This window comes from Streptomyces sp. NPDC005195 (genome assembly GCF_040608315.1).
Lineage (GTDB): Bacteria > Actinomycetota > Actinomycetes > Streptomycetales > Streptomycetaceae > Streptomyces > Streptomyces kaempferi.
In genome coordinates this window covers 95621-114949 of sequence record NZ_JBEXHZ010000012.1, presented here as the reverse complement: position 1 = coordinate 114949, position 19329 = coordinate 95621, and the positions used below count along the sequence as shown (strand labels likewise).

Sequence of the window (19329 nt, the reverse complement as noted above, 5' to 3'; positions counted from 1 at the left end):
GCCCGCCCGGGGAGCGTCCAGGTATCGGACCACGGCCTGAACGGCTCTCAGCATGGCATGAAATCGCTCCTTAAAAAGGCGTCTTAGGGGAAACATGCCTCTATGAGCGTTCATTTCATTACCGGCGCGAATTCGGGGATCGGGGCGGCGGTGGCCCGGCTGCTGGCGGCGCGCGGGGAGGATCTGTGGCTGCTGGCCAGAGATCCGGGTCGGGCGCAGGCCCTGCGCACCGCATTCCCCGGCAGCCGCACGCTGGTGGCCGACCTCGCCGTGCCCGGGGAACTGGCGGCCGCACTCGAACTCCAGGGACTTCCGGAGCAGTTGGACTCGTTGCTGCACGTGGCCGGTGTCCTGGAGCCCGGTGCGGTGGGACAGTTGGGAGCCGGACCGTGGCAGGAGATCTGCGCGGTGAACCTGCTGGCACCCGCCGAGCTGACCCGGCTGTTGCTCCCGGCGCTGCGCACCCGGCGCGGGCACGTCGTGTTCCTCAACTCCGGTGCGGGCCTGCACGCCCCACCGGGACTGGCCGCGTACGCGGCGTCGAAGTTCGCCCTCAAGGCACTCGCCGAGTCGCTCCGCGCGGAGGAGTACCAGCACGGTGTCCGCGTGACGTCCGTCTACCCGGGAGAGGTCGACACACCGATGCAGGCCGAACTGCACGCCAGGCTCGGCATCGCTTACGACCCCGCCACCTGCCTCACCGTGGATTCCGTCGCCCGGGTGGTGGCGGGCGCGTTGGACCTGTCGCGGGACGGGACGGTGAGCGATCTGATGCTCCGCCCCGGCTGAGCGGACGGAAGCGGGCGGGCCGGATTCCGGTCCGCCCGCCGCACACTCCGCTGCCGCCACGCCGGCCGCACCTGCCAGGCGGGCCGGGCGGGCCGGATCCGCCCGGCGGCCGCCGGCGGCGCTGGGGTCAGTCCGTGGAGTCGAGATCCCCGCCGTGGCCGCCGACCAGCGCCCGGTATCCGGGGACGGTGGCCAGCAGCTCGCTATGGGTCCCCACCCGGGCACGGTCTCCGTCGAGGAACAGGACACGGTCGGCGCGACGTGCGGGACCGGGCCGGTGGGTGATGGTGACGACCGTGCCGGGACGGGTGCGAAAGGCTTCTTCCACGTGCAGCTCCGCCTGCGCGTCCAGGTGGCGGGTGGCCTCGTCGAGGATGACCAGCCGGGCCGGCGAGAGGTGGGCGCGGACCAGGGCGATGATCTGACGCTCGCCCGCGGACAGCGCGGCCGGATCGACCGTGGCCTGAAGTCCCCCGAGGCGTTCCACCAGAGGAGCCGCGCCGAGGGCACGTACGGCGGACATGACGTCCCGCTCCGACGCGCGGGGACACAGCCAACGCAGGTTCTCCTGCAGCTCGCCCGCGAACACATAGGCGTCCTGCGGCAACAGGACGCGGACGTGCGCCAGTTCCCGGGGGGTGAGCCGGCCCGCTGCCGCGCCGCCGAGCAGGACGTTCCCCCGATCCGGCGGGACGTCGCCCGCCAGAACGTCCGCGAGGGTGGACTTGCCGACCCCCGAGGGGCCGACCACGGCAAGGTGCTCCCCGTCGTCCAGGGTGAGGTCCAGGGCGTCGAAGACGGGATCCGCGGCGGCTCCGTAGGAGTAGGAGATGCCGAGGAGGCGGACGGACCCGTCGGCGGGACGATGACCACGCGTGCCGTCCGTGCCGTCGATGCGGTGCTCACCGTCCGGGCCGTCGATGCCGTACTCAGCGTCCGTGCCGTACTCGATGTGGCGTGGACCGTCGTCCGCGTCGACGGAGGTGGGTGGCGGCTCGGAGGCGGCGGCGAGGCGCTCGGCGGCGACGGCGAGGCGCAGCCAGGACGATCCCACTCCCTGGACGAGCAGCCGCAGGGCCGGTTCCAGCGTTCCGGTGAGGTAGGCCAGTACGCCCATGACCTCGCCGGGGGTCAGCCCTCGGCGGACCAGGGCCGGAGCCGCCAGGACGACGAGCAGGAGCGGCAGGTGTGCCCCCAGCGCGACGAGGAGCCGCCGGACGGCTGCCGTGACCGCCAGCGCGCGGTTCGCTCGGACGCCGGCGGCGACCGCGGCGAGCAGATCCTGTTCCGTGGGCCGGCGGGCCCCGCAGGTGACGATGTCGCGCAGCGCGGTCAGGGTTTCGGCGCACAGGCGCGCCAGGTTCTCGTCGGCGGCGAACGCCTGTCGCTGGCGCCGCATCGTGACCGGAGTGGTCGCCGCGAACCCCGTCAGCGCGAGCAGCAGCGGTACGGCGATCAGCGGGGTGGCTGCCGGGGCGAGCATCGCGGTGCCGCCCAGCACGGCCAGCGCCGTGAGGGCGAAGTGGGAGACGACGAGGAGCTGTCCGGCGGTGGCGTCGCGAACCGCCTCGACCTGGCGGGTCAGTTGGGCCACGGCCGTGGCGGCGGACGCGTCCGGGCGGCCGCGGGCCGCGACCCCTCGGTGCAGCAGGCCGGACACCAGTCGGCGTACCAGCCGGTCGCGCAACGGCTCGACGACGTGCGCGAGTTGGGGGTAGGTCTGCCGGGTCGCCCACGCGCCGGTCAGCGCGGCCGCCGCGAACACGCCGAGCCAGCACGCGGCCTGTCCCGGCCGGTGGTCGAGGAACCCGCGGTCGACGGCCAGGGCCATCGCCTTGCCGGACACCAGGGCCGGCAGGGCCGACAACAGGGTCCACGCGAGCAGTCGCAGCACCGCCGGCCGGCTCTCGGCGAAGGCCGAGCGCAGCACCTCGGCGGCGGCACGTGCGGGCCGCCGCGGCACCGGTCGGGCGGCCGGGACGGAGGCTTCGTGGACCACAGGGGCCGTGAGGGTGAGGGGAGTTGGGGGGCCGGGCGTCGGTGTGGTTTCCGATGACGGGCGGCGGGCGGAAGGGGCGGTGGCCCGGACGGCCGGTGTCGTGTCGTCAGTCACCGGCCGAGGCCTTTGCAGGAGCCGGCCGGGGACCGGGCGTTCCGCCGTCGAGCACGTCACGGTACGCGGCGAGGGGCCAGAGTTCGTCGTGGGCGGCGACGGTGCGGACGCGGCCCTCGTGGAGCCAGGCGACCCGGTCGGCCGCGGCGGCCACGGTGGCGCGCCGGGTGATGTGCAGGACGGTCCGCCCGGCCGACTCCTCGCGCAGGGCGCGCAGCGCCGCGGCCTCGGTGGCGCCGTCCAGGCCGCAGGTCGCGTCGTCCAGCACGATCAGGCGGCTGTCGCGGGCGAACGCCCGCGCCAGGCCCAGGCGTTGGCGCTCCCCACCGGACAGGACGAGGGAGGACATCGGCGTGCGGTAGCCGTCCGGCAGCCGGCGGATGAAGGTGTCGGCCTGCGCGGCCCGTGCGGCCCCGCGCAGCCGCCACGGCGGCGGGGGCTCCGGGCCGGGGCCGAGCGCGTCCTGGACCGTGGCGCCGGTCAGCACCGGGTCGGCGAAGGCGCAGGAGATCGCGGTGGGCAGTTCGTCGGGGTGGATCGCCGCCAGCGGGACGCCGTCGAGTGTGACGGTGCCCTCGTCGGGTTCGGTCAGGCCCACGGCGAGCGCGGCCACCAGCGAGGTCACCGAGTCGGGGGCGCCCACGAGGGCGGTCCAGGAGCCGTCGGGCACCGTCAGGTCCAGGCCGTCCAGGGCGACGGCTCCCTGACGGCGTACGACGATGTCCCGCAGTTCCAGACGGCCCGGACCGGCGGGCAGTGGACGGGAGGTGACACTGCGGACCGGCAGGGTGAGTACGTCGCTGAGCCGGGCGGCGCCCGCCCGGGCCTGGGCGACGTCGAGGAGGCTCTGTGCTGTGCCGAGACCGCTGAGGCCGATTCCGGTGTAACCGAGGGCGGCCAGCAGGTCACCGACGCCGAGGCGGCCCGCGGCGACCTGGGTCCCCGCCACGGCGAGGACCGTGAGCTGGGTGGCCGGGGCGAGCAGGCCGGTGCACCAGGCGGTGCGGCGCTGGGTGTCCCACAGTTCGTGTCCCAGTCTCGACAGGTGCGGCAGGGGACGCAGGACGCGCTCGATCTCCCGGGTGACGGTGGCCGAGGCGGCGATGCTGCGGCTGCCGCTCAGTGCGTCGAGCAGTCCGGACGCCAGTTGTGCCTGGGTCCGCTGGTATCCGTCACCGGCGTGGGTCGTGCGGCGCAGCTGGCGGCGGATCACCGCGTAGCCGGTGGGCGCGGTGGCCAGGAACGCCAGGGACAGCAAGGGGGAGAGCAGGGTCAGGGCGACGACGGCGACGACGGCCATGATCAGTTGTGCGGCCGAATAGACCAGGGCGGGCGCGGCCAGTGCGGCCTGCGGGGCGCTGGCGGTCAGACGGGCGACGAGGTCTCCGACCGGCATGCGGGCGACGGCGGCGGGACCGGCGGCCAGCGTGCGGCGGATCGCCATGGTCCGGATGCGGGCCGCCGCGTCGGCGCCGGAGCGCGGGGCGGCGTACTGGGCGGCGGCCTCAGCGACGGTCAACAGAACCAGCAACGCGACGAGTTGGCGGCCGGTGGCTGTTCCTGCTCCGGCCAGGGCCTGGTTGACGGCGCGGGCCAGCAGGGCGGGCAGCAGCAGGGTCGCGGTGGTGCTCGCGGCCACGGCCAGGGCCAGGACCAGCGCCCAGCGTCCGCCCGCGGCCGGCAGCAACAGGCGCGGTGACCGGGTCACTTCGGGCCGGTCACCGTCGTGCGGCCGGGTGTCATGGTCCCGCCGGGTGTCGTCGTCCGGCCGGGTGTCGTCTGCGGTGAGGGGAACCGGTCGTGTGGGGGGCCGGTCCGGGGAGCCGGTCGGGGCGGGCTGTGGCGGAGCGGCGTCGGTTCGGTCGCTGTGCATGAAGCCCTCCGGGGGAAAGTGGCCGGTCCGGGCGGCCTAAGCCGCCCGGACCGGTTCGTCGAGGGGTGCCGGCCGCGCCGAGGTGGCGCGGCCGGCGGGTGGATCAGAGGCAGAGCAGCGTGCTCACGGTGCTGTTGGTGCAGTTGACGGCGCTCAGGGAGCTGAGAACGGAGCGGTACTCGAGGATTTCCTCGGGGGTCTCCAGGGCCTGCAGGCTGAGGATGGACATGATGGTCCCCTTCCGGGTGGTGGTGGGTGCTTCCGGCGCTCTGCCGGAACTCTGTGGGCGGCCTGTTTCCCGGGCCGCGGGCGGGATGCGCCGACGCGCTGTCGGACGGCTGGTGCCGTGCCGGTCGTCGGGTGCCGGTCGGTCGAAGTCAGTCGTCCGGTACCAGCCGGTCGTTTCGGCCGGTCGACGTCGGCCGGTCGACGTCAGCCGGTCGGTGTCGGGAGTGCGCCGGACGGTGGGCGCTGCCGGGCGATGTCGGCCTGGCGAGCGAGGGGTTCGGCCGGCTCGGTGGGAACGGTCAGGAAGGGCAGCGTCGGGGTGCCCGCGTACACCGAGCCGAGGGCGGTCATGACACCCGCGTTCCCCGTGGCCAGGTCCATGGACAGACGCAGCAACTGCTCCCCGGGAAAGGCCGGATGGCCCTCGTACGGAACGACGTGCCACAGCAGCCGGTGTACGTGCCGCCGGATCACGTCGGCGCGCTCCGTCGCGTCGGGATCCAGCAGCGCCTGCAGTCCGATCAGTCCGGCGCGGCCGTTGAACAGCCCTGGCTGGACGATGAACTCCGGTACGGCGGCGCGGCCGATGCGTTCCAGCTGTTCCGCGAGTCCGGCGTCGGGCCGGTGTTTCAGGTGGGCCTGCAGCACCGCGGCGATGCCCGCGCTGCCGGACTCCAGATAGGGCAGGACGCGGATGCCGTCGTCGACCTGGAGAGTGCCGTCCTCGGCCACCACGCACCGCGCGAGGTCGTGCTCCAGGGCGCGGCCCGCCAGATCGAGCAGGTTGCTGTCGGCCGAGACCTGGTGCAGGTGCAGCAACAGCAGCGCGGTTCCGCTGGCACCGTGCACGAGGCCGGCCCTCGATCCGTCCGGGGGCGCGGCCCGGTCGAGGCGCAGTCCGGCGACGGCCCGCTCGGCGGCCTCGACCGCGGCGTCGTAGAACGTCCGGTCCCCGGTCGTCCGGGCGAAGTCGAGCAGGCACAGCCCGATGCCGGCCAGACCACCCAGCAGATCCGGGCCGTATCCCTCGGAATCGTCCTTCATCAGACGGTCCAGCAGGTCCATGGCCTGTTGCTGGTGTCCGAGCAGGTCGAGGACGTAGGCCACGCCGTGCCCGCCGACCAGCAGACCGGGCCGCAGCGGCTGACGGTCGACCGCCTTGAGCAGCCAGCCCACATGGGCGGGGTCCACCCGGGCGCCCGTCGTATGGCAGGCCCACAGCACACCCGCCGCGCCGTACGCCAGTCCCAGGCCGTCGTGGGTGAACTGGCTCGGGTCGCCGGGGAACAGTCTGTCGGTACGGTGCGGGGTGGCGCTGGCCGCTATCGCCGCGGCCAGTTCGTCGCGCAGCCGGGGCCACGCGGCCGGCTCACCGCCGAACAACTCGTCGAACTCCACCGCCGGAACCTCGTGCGGGCGGGTCGCGGGCCTGCCGTCGAGCCCCGGTGGTTCCGCGGAGGGCAGCGCGAACCTCTCCCGCGCGGCGGCCCGGAGCGTCTCCGCCTTGTACGGGCTCAGTACCGTCAGGGGCAGCAGCGGCATGAAGATCCACAGTCGCAGGGCGGCCAACGCGTGGTCGTCGACGGCGAACCCGGTCAGCTCGGGCGGCGCCGCGAAACCCGCCGCACCCAGTGCGGGACGGACGAACGCGTCAACGGGCGAGGAGAGTTCGAAGTCCACGAACACCACCCGGCCGTCCGGCCGCACGATCAGGTTCCGGGGGTGCAGGTCGCCGAAGACGATGCCTCGGGCGTGGATCGAGCGCAGGCCCTCTTCGATGCCGTCGAGGATGCGCAGCGCCTTCACGCGGTACTCGGCCGTGTCCTCGTCGGTCACCTCGGGGTGGACCAAGGGGTAGTTGCGGCCGAACCAGCGGTGCAGCGGCTCGCCCTCGATGTACTCCTGCACCAGGAAGTGGTGTTCCCAGGCGGTGAGCCGGCCCAGCACCGCCGGCACGGCGTCCAGTCCGGCCAGCCGGCCGAGCGTGTCGTGTTCGAGGTCCAGTCGGGTGACCGCGTCGTCGCCCCGCTGGTCGAGGCCGGCATGCGGTCTGGCCTCCTTCAGCACCACCTGCTGACCGTCCGCCGTCCGGCGGGCCAGGTAGATGCCGCCGCCGTTGGAGAAGTGCAGGGCGCTTTCGACCGTGTAGGGAAAGTCGTCGACGCTTGCCTGGGAGGCGGCGGCGAGCGTGTCGGCGAGTACCGCCGGAACGGGGGCCCAGGGCGGGACCTCGAAGACGGCGGCGCGGACGTCCGGGCGCAGTTTCCCCGACGGCTCGCGGAAGGCGAGGACGAGCTCACCGGTCTCGGAGCGGCAGAACTGTTCGACGAAACCGCCGTAACGTAAGTACAGGGGTCCCTTGCGCCAGCGGAGATCGCTCAGGATGTACGGTCCGGGCGCGCCGTCGAGCGCGGCGTCCAGGTTGCTCAGACAGTGTTCCAGCGCCGCGTCGTCGCGAGGGTAGAGCGTGAGGAACTTCCCGCTGGAGGCGCGGGCCGCGTACTTGGCGTTCTGCGTCTGCACGAGTCCGGGGCTGCGCAGGAACTTGAAGGCGACGCCGTTGGCGAAGCAGTATCGCCGGACCACGTCGAGGACGTGCGGGGCGTTGTCGAGGCGGGCCGCGACATGAATCTTCCAGCCCTGTTCGGGCAGTTCGGGCGTCACGGGCTGGAAGCCCACCCACACCTCCCGGGTGCTGCGCACCCAACCGGGGGGCGCGGCCTCGGTGGCGGCCGGGAATTCCTCCCGCACGGCCCACTGCACGGGTGAGTCATAGAACAGCCGGTCGGCGTAGGAATACGCCTCGTAACGCATGTCCATTCGAACCCTCCCATAGTCACGGCGGAATACAGCGGCAACACGTGTCCCGGCGAAACCGGCACGCAACGACGGACGACCGCACAGGAAGGCCGATCCCCCGACAGGCCACATTTCCCCCAACAACCCTTGAGGAATAAGGCCCTTGCGCTTGTCGGGGATGTCATGACCCCGACGCCATCAAGGTAGGGTCCGGCCGCCACCTCGCATCAGAGCGCGTTCACGGCGCATCCACGTACAGAACGCCGCCGGCTGCCGAACAGCGCACGCCCGGCCGGCCGGCACGCGCCCTTCACCCATGCGGCAAAAAGAAACACACCCGCACGTCATACTCACGCTCTTCACAGCACGCTCATGACAGCTCATAATTCCAGCCGACTTTCCGATACTTCAGTACGCGTGTCGCGGAGTGTTCGACGATCGCTGACACGAATGGAGTAACCGCTCGGCGGGTGACTCCAGCGGAAGGGGATGTCGGCAGGCACGCGGCCCTTTCCGTTCTCGCGGCGTCCGGGCGGCTCTGACCTCCTTTTCAGCGTCCTTCCCAGGCCGCACGGGAATCCGATTCGCCGGCGGATTCCACCCGCTGGACGTCACGCCATTCACGGCGCCGCACCGTCCCGGTTCGAACGCCGCCACGCACTCGCGCGCCATACATATCCGCGGTCGGGATTTTCCCGGACCTGATCGCGCCGCCCGCCGTCACAGCTCGGCCATCGCATCCCTCGCGACCACCGCGACCACCACGGACAAGGAATGACCGTCCCTCCCGGACAGCGGCGCCTTTACGCGCACAACTGCGCCCCCACGCCGGTTTGTTCGGAGGCGACGCACGGAAACCGCTCGGCGACACCGAGCCAGAGGTGGGCGAGGCATCCGAGCCGAGTGCCACCAACACCCACACCTGCGCACGGCACTTGGGCTCGCGCCCGGGCCATCACCCCTGGTCGGACGTATGCGGAAGGTGCACCCCTGGACCGGCGGCCCGCCGGAGCGGCCCCCGGGGTGCGGCACGAGACGGAAAGTCGGCCACTGGACCCACAGATTTAACGACACACCCCTTGATGCGCCCATTTCTACGCGCGTAACCTCAGCCGATCGCAGGGTTCCAGCCTGTCTGACCGCACCTCATGCGCCGTTCGTCCGGCGGACGTTGAAGGAGTCACACGTGCCGATGCACAGACCCAGCGCAGTGCGCGTAGCCGGCGCCGCCTTCGTGGCCGCGACCGCCACGGCGGCCGTCGTCCTGGCGCCGCTGCCCGCCGCCTTTGCCACGCCGTCGACGAGTGTCGTGATCTCGGAGGCGTACGGCGGCGGCGGCAACTCCGGCGCCACGCTCACGAACGACTTCGTCGAGCTGGCCAACCGCTCGACGGCCGCGTACCCGCTCGATGGCTACAGCGTCCAATACCTCCCGGCCTCCCCGTCGGCCGGCTCCCTCTGGCAGGTCACTCCCCTCACCGGCGCGCTCGCCCCCGGCGGCGGCTACCTGGTCGCCGAAGGCGCGGGCAGCGGCGGCAGCACGGCCCTGCCGACCGCCGACGCCTCCGGCAACATCGCGATGGCCGCCGCCAGCGGCACCGTCGCCCTGGTCAAGTCGACGACGGCGCTGACCTGCAAGACGGCCGCGGACTGTGCCGGCGACCCCACCATCGTGGACCTCCTCGGCTACGGCACCGCCGTCGTCCGCGAGGGCACCGCCGCCCCGGTCGCGAGCAACACCACCTCCGTGTCCCGCAAGGCCTCGCTCGCCGACACCGACGACAACTCCGCCGACTTCACCGCCGGTACACCCACCGCAACGAACAGCGCGGGGGAGACCGCGAACGGCGGCGGCAGCGGTGGCGGACCCGGTGGACCCACCGCCCCGGGCGCGTTCCGGATCCACGACGTCCAGGGCACCACCCGCCTCTCGCCGCTCAAGGGCCAGAGCGTGGTGGGCGTCCCCGGCATCGTCACCGCCGTCCGCACCACGGGCAGCAAGGGCTACTGGATCCAGGACCCGACCCCGGACACCGACCCCGCCACCAGCGAGGGCCTGTTCGTCTACACCGGCTCCGCCGCACCCACCGTCTCCGTGGGCGACTCGGTCCTGGTCAGCGGCAAGGTCACGGAGTACTACCCCGGCACCGGCACGCAGTCGGTCACCGAGCTGGGCAGCCCGGTCTCCACCACCGTCTCCACCGGCAACGCCCTCCCGGACGCGGTCGTCCTGGACGACTCGACCGTCCCGAGCACGTACACGCCCACCGCGAACGGTGGCACCATCGAGGGCCTCCCCCTCCAACCGCACGTCTACTCCCAGGACTTCTACGAGTCCGTCGAGGGCATGCGCGCCTCGGTCCACGACGCCCGGGTGACCGGCGCGACCAACTCGTACGGCGAGATGTTCGTGACCGCCAAGCCCCACGAGCGGCCCACCAGACGCGGCGGCACCCTCTACGGCGCCTACGACCAGCAGAACACCGGCCGCATCGAGATCGTCGCGGCCGACGGCTCCACCCCGACCCTCAACGTCGGCGACGAACTGTCCGGCACCACCACCGGCCCGGTCGACTACGCCTCGTTCGGCGGCTATCTGCTCGCCCCCTCCGCCGCCACCACCGGCACGGCCGTCGACAACGGTCTCAAGCAGGAGGTGACGCGCAAGCAGAAGGGCAAGGAACTCGCCCTCGCCACCTACAACGTCGAGAACCTCGACCCGACGGACAGCGCCGACAAGTTCGCCCGCCTCGCCAAGGGCATCGTCACCAATCTCTCCTCCCCCGACATCGTCACGCTGGAGGAGATCCAGGACGACAACGGCGCCACCGACGACGGCACCGTCTCCGCCGAGGCGACACTGACCAGGTTCACCGCCGCGATCACCGCGGCGGGTGGCCCGAAGTACTCCTGGCGCTACGTCAACCCGGTCAACGACCAGGACGGCGGCGAGCCCGGCGGCAACATCCGCCAGGTGTTCCTCTTCAACCCCAAGCGGGTCTCCTTCGTGGACCGCGCGTCCGCCGGTGACGCCTCCACCACCGCCGTCTCCGTGGTCAGGGACAAGCACAAGCGCGAGGCCCACCTCTCCGCGTCACCGGGCCGCATCGACCCCACGAATGACGCCTGGACCAACAGCCGCAAGCCCCTCGTCGGCGAGTTCAGGTTCCAGGGCGACCCGGTGTTCGTCATCGCGAACCACTTCAACTCCAAGGGTGGCGACGATCCGATGCACGGCCGCTACCAGGAGCCGACCCGCTCCTCGGAGACCCAGCGCAAGCTGCAGGCCGCGGAGGAGAACGCCTTCGTCGACTCCGTCCTCGCCGCCGACCCCAAGGCGCGGATCGTGGCCCTCGGTGACCTCAACGACTACGAGTTCTCCGACGCGGTCAAGGCCCTGACCGACAACGGCGACGTCCTCACCGACCTCATCAACACCCTGCCGGTGAAGGAGCGTTACAGCTACGTCTTCGACGGCAACAGCCAGACCCTCGACCACATCCTGACCAGCCCCTCCATCACGCGCTACGACTACGACGTCGTCCACATCAACGCGGAGTTCGCCGACCAGGCGAGCGACCACGACCCCCAGGTCGTCCGGATCGACGTGAACGACTGCGGCAGGAAGGCCTACCACCCCAAGCCGGGCAGCGGGAAGTAACCCGAACGGTCCCCCGTGCCCTTCACCCGGCGCAGTCGCGCCGGGTGAAGGGCACACTCCGGACCGGCCCGCGTGCGACCCGCCGCGACCCGCCGCAGAACACCGCGGACCGCCGCAGGTCACACGGGCGACCGGAGGACGAGCAGACTGATCTCGCTCGGTGCGAAGATCCGGAACGGCGGACCCCAGTAGCCCGCGCCACGGCTGGTGTAGAGCTGGGTCCGCTCGCCGTGCCGGCTGAGGCCCTGCACCACAGGCTGGTCCAGTCGTACCAGGTAATGGAACGGCCAGATCTGTCCGCCGTGGGTGTGACCCGAGACCTGGAGGTCGACCCCGGCCGCCACCGCCTGGGCCACCTGCTTGGGCTGGTGGGCGACCAGGAGCACCGGCAGATCGGGAGTGACCTCCGCGAGGGCGAGGGGGAGATCGGCGCGGTGCCCGGCCAGGCCGGAGGAGGCGGCCGTACGGTCGTCCACGCCCGCGAGGACGAGCCGGTCGCCGCCGCGTTCGACCACGACATGACGGTTGTGCAGCGAGTCCCAGCCGAGCCGGGCCATCTCGTCGAGCCAGCCCTGGGCCTCCCCGAGGTACTCGTGGTTACCCGTGACATAGACCCTGGCCAGGCGCGAGCGGACCCTCCCCAGGGGCGCGGCCTGCTCGCGGCGCCTGGCGATCGTGCCGTCGGCGATGTCGCCCGCGTGGCAGACGATGTCGGGTTCGAGGGCGTTGACCGCGTCCACGACCCGCGCCGACCAGCGGGCCCGGTCGATGGGCCCGTAGTGGGTGTCGGCCAGCACGACCACACGGGTCCCGTCCAGTCCGGCGCCCAGCCGCGGGAGCGTGACATCGACCCGCCGGACCCGGGGCAGCCGCATGGCCTCGGTGTAGCCCCAGGCCAGCAGCAGCGCCGCGATGACCGCGACGGCGACCGCCACGCTTCTGGCGGCGGTCTGCCCACCGGCCCCGGCGGCGCCCAGGCCGAGCCGCAGCACACCTCCGAGGGCCGACCACGCGAAGAGCACCCAGATCACACCGAGGATCGTGTCGCCCGTACGAGCCGCGGGGTCCGACTGCCTACCGCCGTGGCCCAGGGCCATCATCACCGGGAACGCGACCAGCGCGGCCCCGAACAGGACGCCGCCGCCCAGCGCGACCGGGAAGGGCCACGCCGTGCCCGAGGCCAGCAGCACCCACCACGGCAGGAAGAACAGGAACACCAGCACGGCGAGGACGACAAGCCCGCCGAACAGCCGGCGCCCCGTCGCGGCCCGTCCCCTCCCGGCGGATTTCCTCCCGGTGGGTTCCGCGGGCAGTGCCGAGGTGCCGGGGACATCACCCTCCTGTCCTGCCGCGGCCTCCGCCGACTGATCGTCCAGCACGGTCCCTACCCCACATCCGACGACGCCAAGGTGAACCGTTCCATCCTCGCACCGCGGCCGCCGGGGCCGGGGCGGACCGGGGCGTCGTTCCCCCGCTGCGGAACCGCGCCTCGTCACACCCTGGTCGTCCGTCGCCTCCCGGCATGACACCCGGCCTCAGCGCCGCAAGTGCTCCCTGTCGCCCATCACCACGACGGGACGACGCAGGGGGTCGAGGGTGCGCAGCAGGGTTCTCATCGCGGACTCGGGGACGGTGACGCAGCCCGACGTGCCGTCACCGTGGTCCAGGTGCAGCCAGATGCCGCCGCCCTTGTCCTCGCCCAGGGGGCGGTTCCAGTCGTACGGCGGGGTTCCCCTGAGCCGGTTGTAGTCGATGGCGATGACGTAGTCGAAGTCGTGACGGTGGGATGCGTCCGCGTCCTCCGGGGGCGCGAAGGCGTGGGCGTCCTGCCGGTAACGCAGCAGGCTCCCGGGGTCGTCGAGTGTCCCGCCCGCGTCGGAGAGGGTGAAGACGCCGACCGGGGTGTGTTCGTCGTCCACGTGGTGGTCGGTCGTCCAGCCCAGCCTGCCGTTGTGCGCGCGCCAGTCGGCGGTCCGTTCCCAGCCCATGCCACGCCACTCGTAGAGCACGACGAGAGCGTCGGGCGAGTCCTCGTGATCGCCGTAGACGGCCACCACCTGGCCGGTGTCGGCCGGAACCTGGTCCCACATCATGTCTCCGATGCCGGGGACTCGGGAGACGGACACCGGGCGCGGGGCCGGTGCCGGGCGGGGCCGGGCGGACGCTGCCGGGCCGTCGGTCCGCGGCGCCCCGCCGGGGTGCGTCCCCGCGGTCAGGGCACCGCATGCCGTCACCGCGCTCAGCAGGACACCGCACGCGGCGGTCGCGGCCGTGGCCTGCCGTGCACCGCCGAGGTGCCGCGATCCGCCGCGGCGCGCGGCCCGGCGGGAGTGCCGGGTCCCAGGAGATCTCCACATGACCAGGATTCTGTGGCGGTCCGGACGACGGCCGCATCCGGACCCGGGCATCCGGCCCATCAGGGCTGCGCGAGCTGCCGTGCCGCCTTGCCCTCCGGACGCGGATCCCGCGCGAACGCCCCCCTCCGAGGACGTCCGATCCGAAGACGTCCAGGAGGCTCCGGGAGGCGGGACGAGGCCGGGGCGCGGCCCGTCGGCCGCCCGGAAGGCCGCGCGTACCGACGGTCCTGACGGCCCTGCGGATCCTCAGAGCTGGGCGACCGGTTCCAGCGCCTCGACGGCGGCGGCGGCCGCGGCGGAGTCCTGGCCGTAGAAGATGTCGATGTCGACCTCCTCGCCACCCATGGTGAGCGTGTCCCAGGCACCGCTGAGCACCAGCATGCGCAGCGTGCTGCTCTCCAGGGTCCCCAGCCGCTCCAGGATCGCCTCGTCGTCCGGCAGACCGGACATACGAGCCGCCAGCCGGGAGCGGATCCCGCGCATCCGCTCCAGCAGCGTCGCGGTGTCCGCCTCGCGGTCCGGCTCGTCGGCGATCCCGTCGATGCCGTGCGCGATGATGTCCTTGATCGCCCAGGTGGCACCCTGGTCGTCAGTGGTCACCATCGCTTTCCAGGCGCGGCTCTTGTGGCGGTACTGGAGCATCGACATGGCGGCCTCGTGCCGCAGGAAGTCCGCGTCCCGGAAGGGCTTCCCGTTCCAGGCCCCGTTGAGTGAACGTGCGAGGGAGATGGCGGACGCCAGGCCGCTGTTGAGCCCCCGTCCCGGCCAGAAGTGGATGGCGTTGGCGGCGTCACCCAGCAGGAACCCGTACGTGCCGGTGGAGTTGGCCGTGGGCGGCAGCAACTCGGCGGTGAATCGCGGACGTTGCACCATGTCCAGACGGAACGAGGTGACCGCGCTCAGGTCGTCCGCCTCGACGCCGAACAGGCGCAGCCCCTCGTGCACCCGCTTCCACAGCGCCGAGCCCCTGATCAGGGCCGGCAGGAACAGGGTGCTGTGCGTGGAGCACTGGAAGTCGCCGTGCTCGTCGCGTCCCATCAGGCACGGGCGGGAGGCGATGCACTCCTCGAAGACCCGGCGCACGGGGTCGATGCCGACCACTTCGGCGGTCTCCGCGTCCGTCAGACGCATGTTGAGGAAGCCCTCGCCGCGCAGGGAGTTGAGCAGGAACCGGTTCTGCGCGACGGTCAGCAGCACCGCCATGGGGTCGGTCAGGCCCGACTTCACGCGCAGGCCGAGCACCACGTCCTGCAGATGACGGCCGTCCAGCGAGTAGATGGACTCGTCCGCCTTGCCGAACTTGGCGGCGAAGTGCTCACGGGTGCGCGACCGCCCGCCGTCGCAGATCGCGAGGACGTGCTGTGCGGCCAGGCCGTCCTGCTGCTCCTCGATGCTGAACCGGGCGGGAACGAGCTGGATCCGGCCCTTCTTCTCGTTCGCCACCTCCAGCAGTCGGTCCTCGATGTACGCGATGCGCATGTTGCGCGGGTGGTGATCGCCGACCGAGTCGGGCCCCGAGGGCCACATCTCGGTGTAGTTGTCCGCGTCGAAAAGCCGGTCGCGCACCTCTTGGGGAAGGCCGAGGTACTGGCGGCTCTGCACGGTCACCACCTGCTGGCGCCGTATGTTGCCCTGGCTCGCGTCCTTCCAGACGATCTTGCGGCCCTGCTTGCGCCACCTGCCGTCGTACACGGTGATCTGCGCCTGGGCGCCGAGGAAGTGTTCCAGCAGCAGGGCGAGCGACAGGCCGACGGGGCCGCCGCCCGCGACGGTGACCCGCAGCACCGGCCCGTGCGCGAGCTCCTCGCCGCCGTGCGTCAGGGACCTCGGCAGGGAGAGCGCCATGATCGTCTCCATGGCGTCCGCGACCTCGAACCGGAACTCCTGGTCGCCGATGGTGATGTCGTCCCCTGCTTTGAGCAGTTGGGACTCGATCTCCTCGCCGTTCACGAGCGTTCCGTTGCTGCTGCCGCAGTCCCGCAGCACGTAGCCCTGGGTCTCGTCGAGGACGATTTCCGCGTGGAAGCGCGAGACGCTCAGGCTGGAGATGACGACGGTGTTATCGGGGTTGCGTCCGAAGGTGACCCGGGTGCCGATGACCGGTATCCGTTCTCCGGCCAGCAAGCCTTCGTGTCCAACAAGCACCGGCGCCACGGCACTTCCTTCCAGGGTTGACGACATGCTGCTGCCGCGGTGCCACCGGGACGCACCTCTGCGCCGGTGTGACCGGACAGCGGGTGACGGGTAGGACGGAGCGACGTTCGCTCGACGTATTTGAACGATAAATGATTCACTTTTGACGACAGCATAGCCTCGCCCGACCGGTACCGATGACCCATCATGCCCTCTTCCGGAGCCGCACGGGAGTCCCTCCGACGTCGCCGGCCCGGACCGCGCCGGCGACGTCACGGTCACTCCGGGCCCGATCCGTCACCCGCTGACCCCATGTCACTGGAGTGCCGGGCCGCGGGGACGGCCGAAGGCCAACTCCCCCTCGTACGCCATGGGGAGACGGCCGGCGGGACTCCGCGGCGCCCGTCGCCGCTCACCACCGTCCGCCCGCCCCGAGCTCATCGCCACAGGGCTGCCGGAGGCGTGGCGGATCAGTCGGCGTCCGGCGTCCGGGGGGCGTCCGCGCCCGTACGGGGCGCCGGGTCCGGCAGGTAGCTCGCCAGGCCGCGCAGGATGATCTCCAGACCGATGTCGAAGCGCTCGTCGGAGGAGTCCGTCACCATCACCCCGGCCAGGGCCCGCAGATGGGGGAAGTCCGCCGCGGGCAGGGAGGCGAAGTAGTCCTGCATCTCGCCGGCCATCTCACGCCAGTCGGGGCGGGCCGGCGAGGAGCTCGCTCCGCCCTGCTGAGCGGCCCGGTCCTGCCACATGCCCTCCTCCAGGGTGAACCCGTCGATATAGGTGGAGATGAGGTCACCGGCCTCCGCCGCGATGCGGTCGGGCAGTCCGGCGGTGCGAAAGACAGCGAGCAACGCCTCGACGTGCGGCAGCAGTTCGGCGGTGAAGGGCACGTGGGCCATGGAGATCCTGGCCATGTCCCGGTGGGACAGCAGGCGCCGGCGCCCCGAGCGGGCGTAGTCCCGTACCTCCTCCTGCCACCGCTCCGGGTCGGCCGCGGGTGGCTCGAAACCGTCGAAGAGCCGGGTGTACATGAGCTCCAGGAGGTCGTCCTTGGAGCTGACGTGGGCGTAGAGCGCGGAGACCGTGACATCCAGCTCGGCCGCCACCTGGCGCATCGACAGACGGTCGAGCCCCTGGCGGTCCAGCACGGTGAGGGCGGCCTCCGCGATGCGTTCGCGCGACAGCGGTGTGCGTGCGGGGGCGACGCGGGCACGGGCGGGGCGCTCGCGCTCCCAGGGGGACGGCGGAGGGGGTGCGGGGGTGCCGGGGGCCGCGTCGGTCATGACGTCAGTCTAGGCATGGGAGAGCGGCGTTCTCCTGCGGTGAGCGGCGTTCACCTCGAACAAACGCGATATATCTTGTCCCCGTCGCGAAGTTGCGCTATATCTTAATGAACGCCGTTCTCTCGGTGAGCGCTGTTCTGTTAAGGTGAACGCCGTTCTCCGCGTCCGGCCGTCCGTCCCACCGGCTCTCCCGCTCTCTGGGCTTCACCGGCGAGTCGGGCAGCCCCATCCATCCGCGCCACCGCGCCCACGCGTCACCGTGGCGCGACCTTTTCGTGAGGAGTTCCGATGTCCACCACCGGTGTCGCGTCCACCGAGACGCCCATCGACTCACCAGAGCCCTACCGGTGGCGCTGGGCCGCCCTCTTCGTGATCCTCGCGGCGGAGGTGATGGACCTCCTCGACGCCGTCGTCACGAACATCGCCGGACCCTCCATGCGGGCCGACCTCGGCGGCGGCGCCTCCACCCTGCAGTGGCTCGCCGCCGCGTACACCCTCTCGATGGCCGTCGGGCTCGTCACCGGAGGACGGCTCGGGGACATCCACGGGCGCCGCCGGATGTTCCTGGTGGGGGCCGCCGGCTTCACCGTGGGTTCGCTGCTCTGCGCCGTGTCGATGTCGCCCGAGATGCTGATAGGCGCACGCGTCGTGCAGGGGCTGTTCGGCGCGGTGATGCTGCCGCAGGGCCTCGGCATGATCAAGGAGATGTTCCCACCGAAGGAGTCACAGAAGGCCTTCGGCCTGTTCGGCCCGGTCATGGGACTCTCCGCGGTGTGCGGGCCGATCCTGGCGGGCTGGCTCGTGGACGCCGACTACTTCGGCACCGGCTGGCGGATGATCTTCCTGATCAATCTGCCCCTGGGCGCCGCGGCCATCCTCGGCGCCATGCGCTACCTGCCGAGGGGCCTGTCCGGCAGCAAGCCGCGCCTCGACGTCCCCGGCATGCTCCTCGTCTCGCTGGCCGCGCTGCTCATCATCTTCCCGCTGGTCCAGGGCCGTGAGTACGACTGGCCCGTCTGGACGTTCGTGATGATGGCCGGCTCGGTGGTCGTCTTCATCGCCTTCGGCACGTACGAGTCGCGGCGCAGCAAGGCCGGACAGGACCCGCTCGTCGTCCCCAGCCTCTTCCGCAAGCGCGGGTTCAGCGGCGGCATGATCCTCGGTCTGGTCTTCTTCTCGACCATGCAGGGGTTCATGCTGGTCTTCAACCTCTACACCCAGATCGGCCTCGGCTATTCGCCGCTCAAGGCGGGACTGGTGATGGTGCCCTGGTCGGGCGGCATGATCGTCGGCTTCGGGCTCGCCCAGGGTGTCGCCCGGTTCGGGCGGACCGTCCTTCAGGCGGGCGCGCTGGTCATGGCCGTCGGTGTGTTCGGCGTGTGGCTGACCCTCGACCAGGTGGGGTCCGGCGTCGGCCCCTGGCAGCTGCTGCCCGCGCTGCTCGTCACCGGCATCGGGATGGGCCTGCTCATGGCACCGTTCTTCGACATCGTGCTCGCCAGCGTCGAGCAGCACGAGACGGGTTCGGCGTCCGGCACGATGACCGCGGTGCAGCAACTCGGCGGCGCCTTCGGCGTGGCCATCCTCGGCACCGTCTTCTTCGGCCTGCTGGGCGGCGGGATCGCCACCGCCGTCGACCACCGATCGGACGGTCTGCGCGGGCAGTTGACAGCCGCGCACGTCGCGCCCGCGGCTCAGGAGCGCGTCGTGGCCGACCTGCGCGAGTGCGCCTCGGACCGCGCCGTCGCCAAGGACCCGGCCACGACCCCGGCGTCCTGCGCACGCCTGGAGAAGGACACCCGCTCCGCCCTGACCTCGCCCCAGGCCGGCGCCCGGATACCCGTCGTGCTGCAGGAGACCGCGTCGTCGGCCTTCCGGAGCGGTTTCGGCTCTGTCATGAAGACGGTGCTCTGGATCGTCGACGGCATGCTCGCCCTGACCTTCCTGCTCGCGTTCCTCCTGCCGCGTCACGCGCGCCCCGAGGAATCCGCCGGGCACTGACCCCTGCCCGCACAGGCGGCGGCGAACCGGACGGGCGGGCACATCTCCTCAGAGGTGCCCGCCCGTCCCGGCCCGCGGCGCAGCACGGTCCC

The 19329-nt window shown here is 71.8% G+C and carries 11 protein-coding genes; 3 read left to right on the top strand and 8 right to left on the bottom strand.

All coding sequences use genetic code 11. The features are described 5' to 3' along the window. The first annotated feature begins 102 nt into the window (after positions 1-102). On the top strand, positions 103-789 hold the full coding sequence (locus ABZV34_RS16090) for an SDR family oxidoreductase (protein WP_356275940.1): 687 nt from the start codon (positions 103-105) through the stop codon (positions 787-789). 127 nt (positions 790-916) lie between these two features. Here the strand turns inward: ABZV34_RS16090 and ABZV34_RS16085 are convergent, their stop codons facing one another. From ABZV34_RS16085 to lanKC, 4 genes are all read right to left on the bottom strand, one after another. Then, a complete protein-coding gene (locus ABZV34_RS16085; protein ID WP_356275937.1) occupies positions 917-2788 on the bottom strand; it encodes an ABC transporter ATP-binding protein in 1872 nt (623 codons plus the stop codon). A 106-nt stretch (positions 2789-2894) separates the two neighbouring features. Beyond that, the gene (locus ABZV34_RS16080) at positions 2895-4775 is read right to left on the bottom strand and encodes an ABC transporter ATP-binding protein (protein ID WP_356275934.1); all 1881 of its coding nucleotides are present in this window, start codon (positions 4773-4775) and stop codon (positions 2895-2897) included. A 103-nt stretch (positions 4776-4878) separates the two neighbouring features. After that, the gene (locus ABZV34_RS16075; RefSeq protein WP_148014162.1) at positions 4879-5004 is read right to left on the bottom strand and encodes a SapB/AmfS family lanthipeptide; all 126 of its coding nucleotides are present in this window, start codon (positions 5002-5004) and stop codon (positions 4879-4881) included. Between the two features lie 203 nt (positions 5005-5207). Beyond that, entirely contained in the window at positions 5208-7823 is a 2616-nt protein-coding gene (gene lanKC, locus ABZV34_RS16070; RefSeq protein WP_356275931.1) for a class III lanthionine synthetase LanKC, read from the bottom strand. Positions 7824-8994: 1171 nt separating this feature from the next. Between lanKC and ABZV34_RS16065 the strand changes: the two genes are divergently transcribed. Then, a complete protein-coding gene (locus ABZV34_RS16065; RefSeq protein ID WP_356275928.1) occupies positions 8995-11463 on the top strand; it encodes an endonuclease/exonuclease/phosphatase family protein in 2469 nt (822 codons plus the stop codon). A 119-nt stretch (positions 11464-11582) separates the two neighbouring features. Here the strand turns inward: ABZV34_RS16065 and ABZV34_RS16060 are convergent, their stop codons facing one another. From ABZV34_RS16060 to ABZV34_RS16045, 4 genes are all read right to left on the bottom strand, one after another. After that, positions 11583-12713 (bottom strand): metallophosphoesterase, encoded by a 1131-nt coding sequence (locus ABZV34_RS16060; RefSeq protein WP_356276142.1) that lies wholly within the window; start codon positions 12711-12713, stop codon positions 11583-11585. Positions 12714-12998: 285 nt separating this feature from the next. Then, positions 12999-13820 (bottom strand): L,D-transpeptidase family protein, encoded by an 822-nt coding sequence (locus tag ABZV34_RS16055; RefSeq protein WP_356275925.1) that lies wholly within the window; start codon positions 13818-13820, stop codon positions 12999-13001. Positions 13821-14066: 246 nt separating this feature from the next. Continuing rightward, entirely contained in the window at positions 14067-15974 is a 1908-nt protein-coding gene (locus tag ABZV34_RS16050) for an FHA domain-containing protein (RefSeq protein WP_356275922.1), read from the bottom strand. A gap of 449 nt (positions 15975-16423) precedes the next feature. Next, positions 16424-17236, bottom strand: coding sequence for a TetR/AcrR family transcriptional regulator (locus ABZV34_RS16045; RefSeq protein WP_356275919.1), 813 nt, complete (start codon positions 17234-17236; stop codon positions 16424-16426). A 288-nt stretch (positions 17237-17524) separates the two neighbouring features. On the opposite strand from ABZV34_RS16045, the gene ABZV34_RS16040 reads away from it, so the two are divergent. After that, a complete protein-coding gene (locus tag ABZV34_RS16040) occupies positions 17525-19237 on the top strand; it encodes an MFS transporter (RefSeq protein WP_356275916.1) in 1713 nt (570 codons plus the stop codon). Positions 19238-19329: the final 92 nt, after the last annotated feature.

Excerpts from the sequence above, each read along its gene's own strand:
- ABZV34_RS16090 (WP_356275940.1), top strand. The coding sequence starts at position 103 with ATGAGCGTTCATTTCATTACCGGCGCGAATTCGGGGATCGGGGCGGCG.
- ABZV34_RS16080 (WP_356275934.1), bottom strand. The coding sequence starts at position 4,775 with ATGCACAGCGACCGAACCGACGCCGCTCCGCCACAGCCCGCCCCGACC.
- ABZV34_RS16075 (WP_148014162.1), bottom strand. The coding sequence starts at position 5,004 with ATGTCCATCCTCAGCCTGCAGGCCCTGGAGACCCCCGAGGAAATCCTC.
- lanKC (WP_356275931.1), bottom strand. The coding sequence starts at position 7,823 with ATGGACATGCGTTACGAGGCGTATTCCTACGCCGACCGGCTGTTCTAT.
- ABZV34_RS16065 (WP_356275928.1), top strand. The coding sequence starts at position 8,995 with ATGCACAGACCCAGCGCAGTGCGCGTAGCCGGCGCCGCCTTCGTGGCC.
- ABZV34_RS16055 (WP_356275925.1), bottom strand. The coding sequence starts at position 13,820 with ATGTGGAGATCTCCTGGGACCCGGCACTCCCGCCGGGCCGCGCGCCGC.
- ABZV34_RS16045 (WP_356275919.1), bottom strand. The coding sequence starts at position 17,236 with ATGACCGACGCGGCCCCCGGCACCCCCGCACCCCCTCCGCCGTCCCCC.
- ABZV34_RS16040 (WP_356275916.1), top strand. The coding sequence starts at position 17,525 with ATGTCCACCACCGGTGTCGCGTCCACCGAGACGCCCATCGACTCACCA.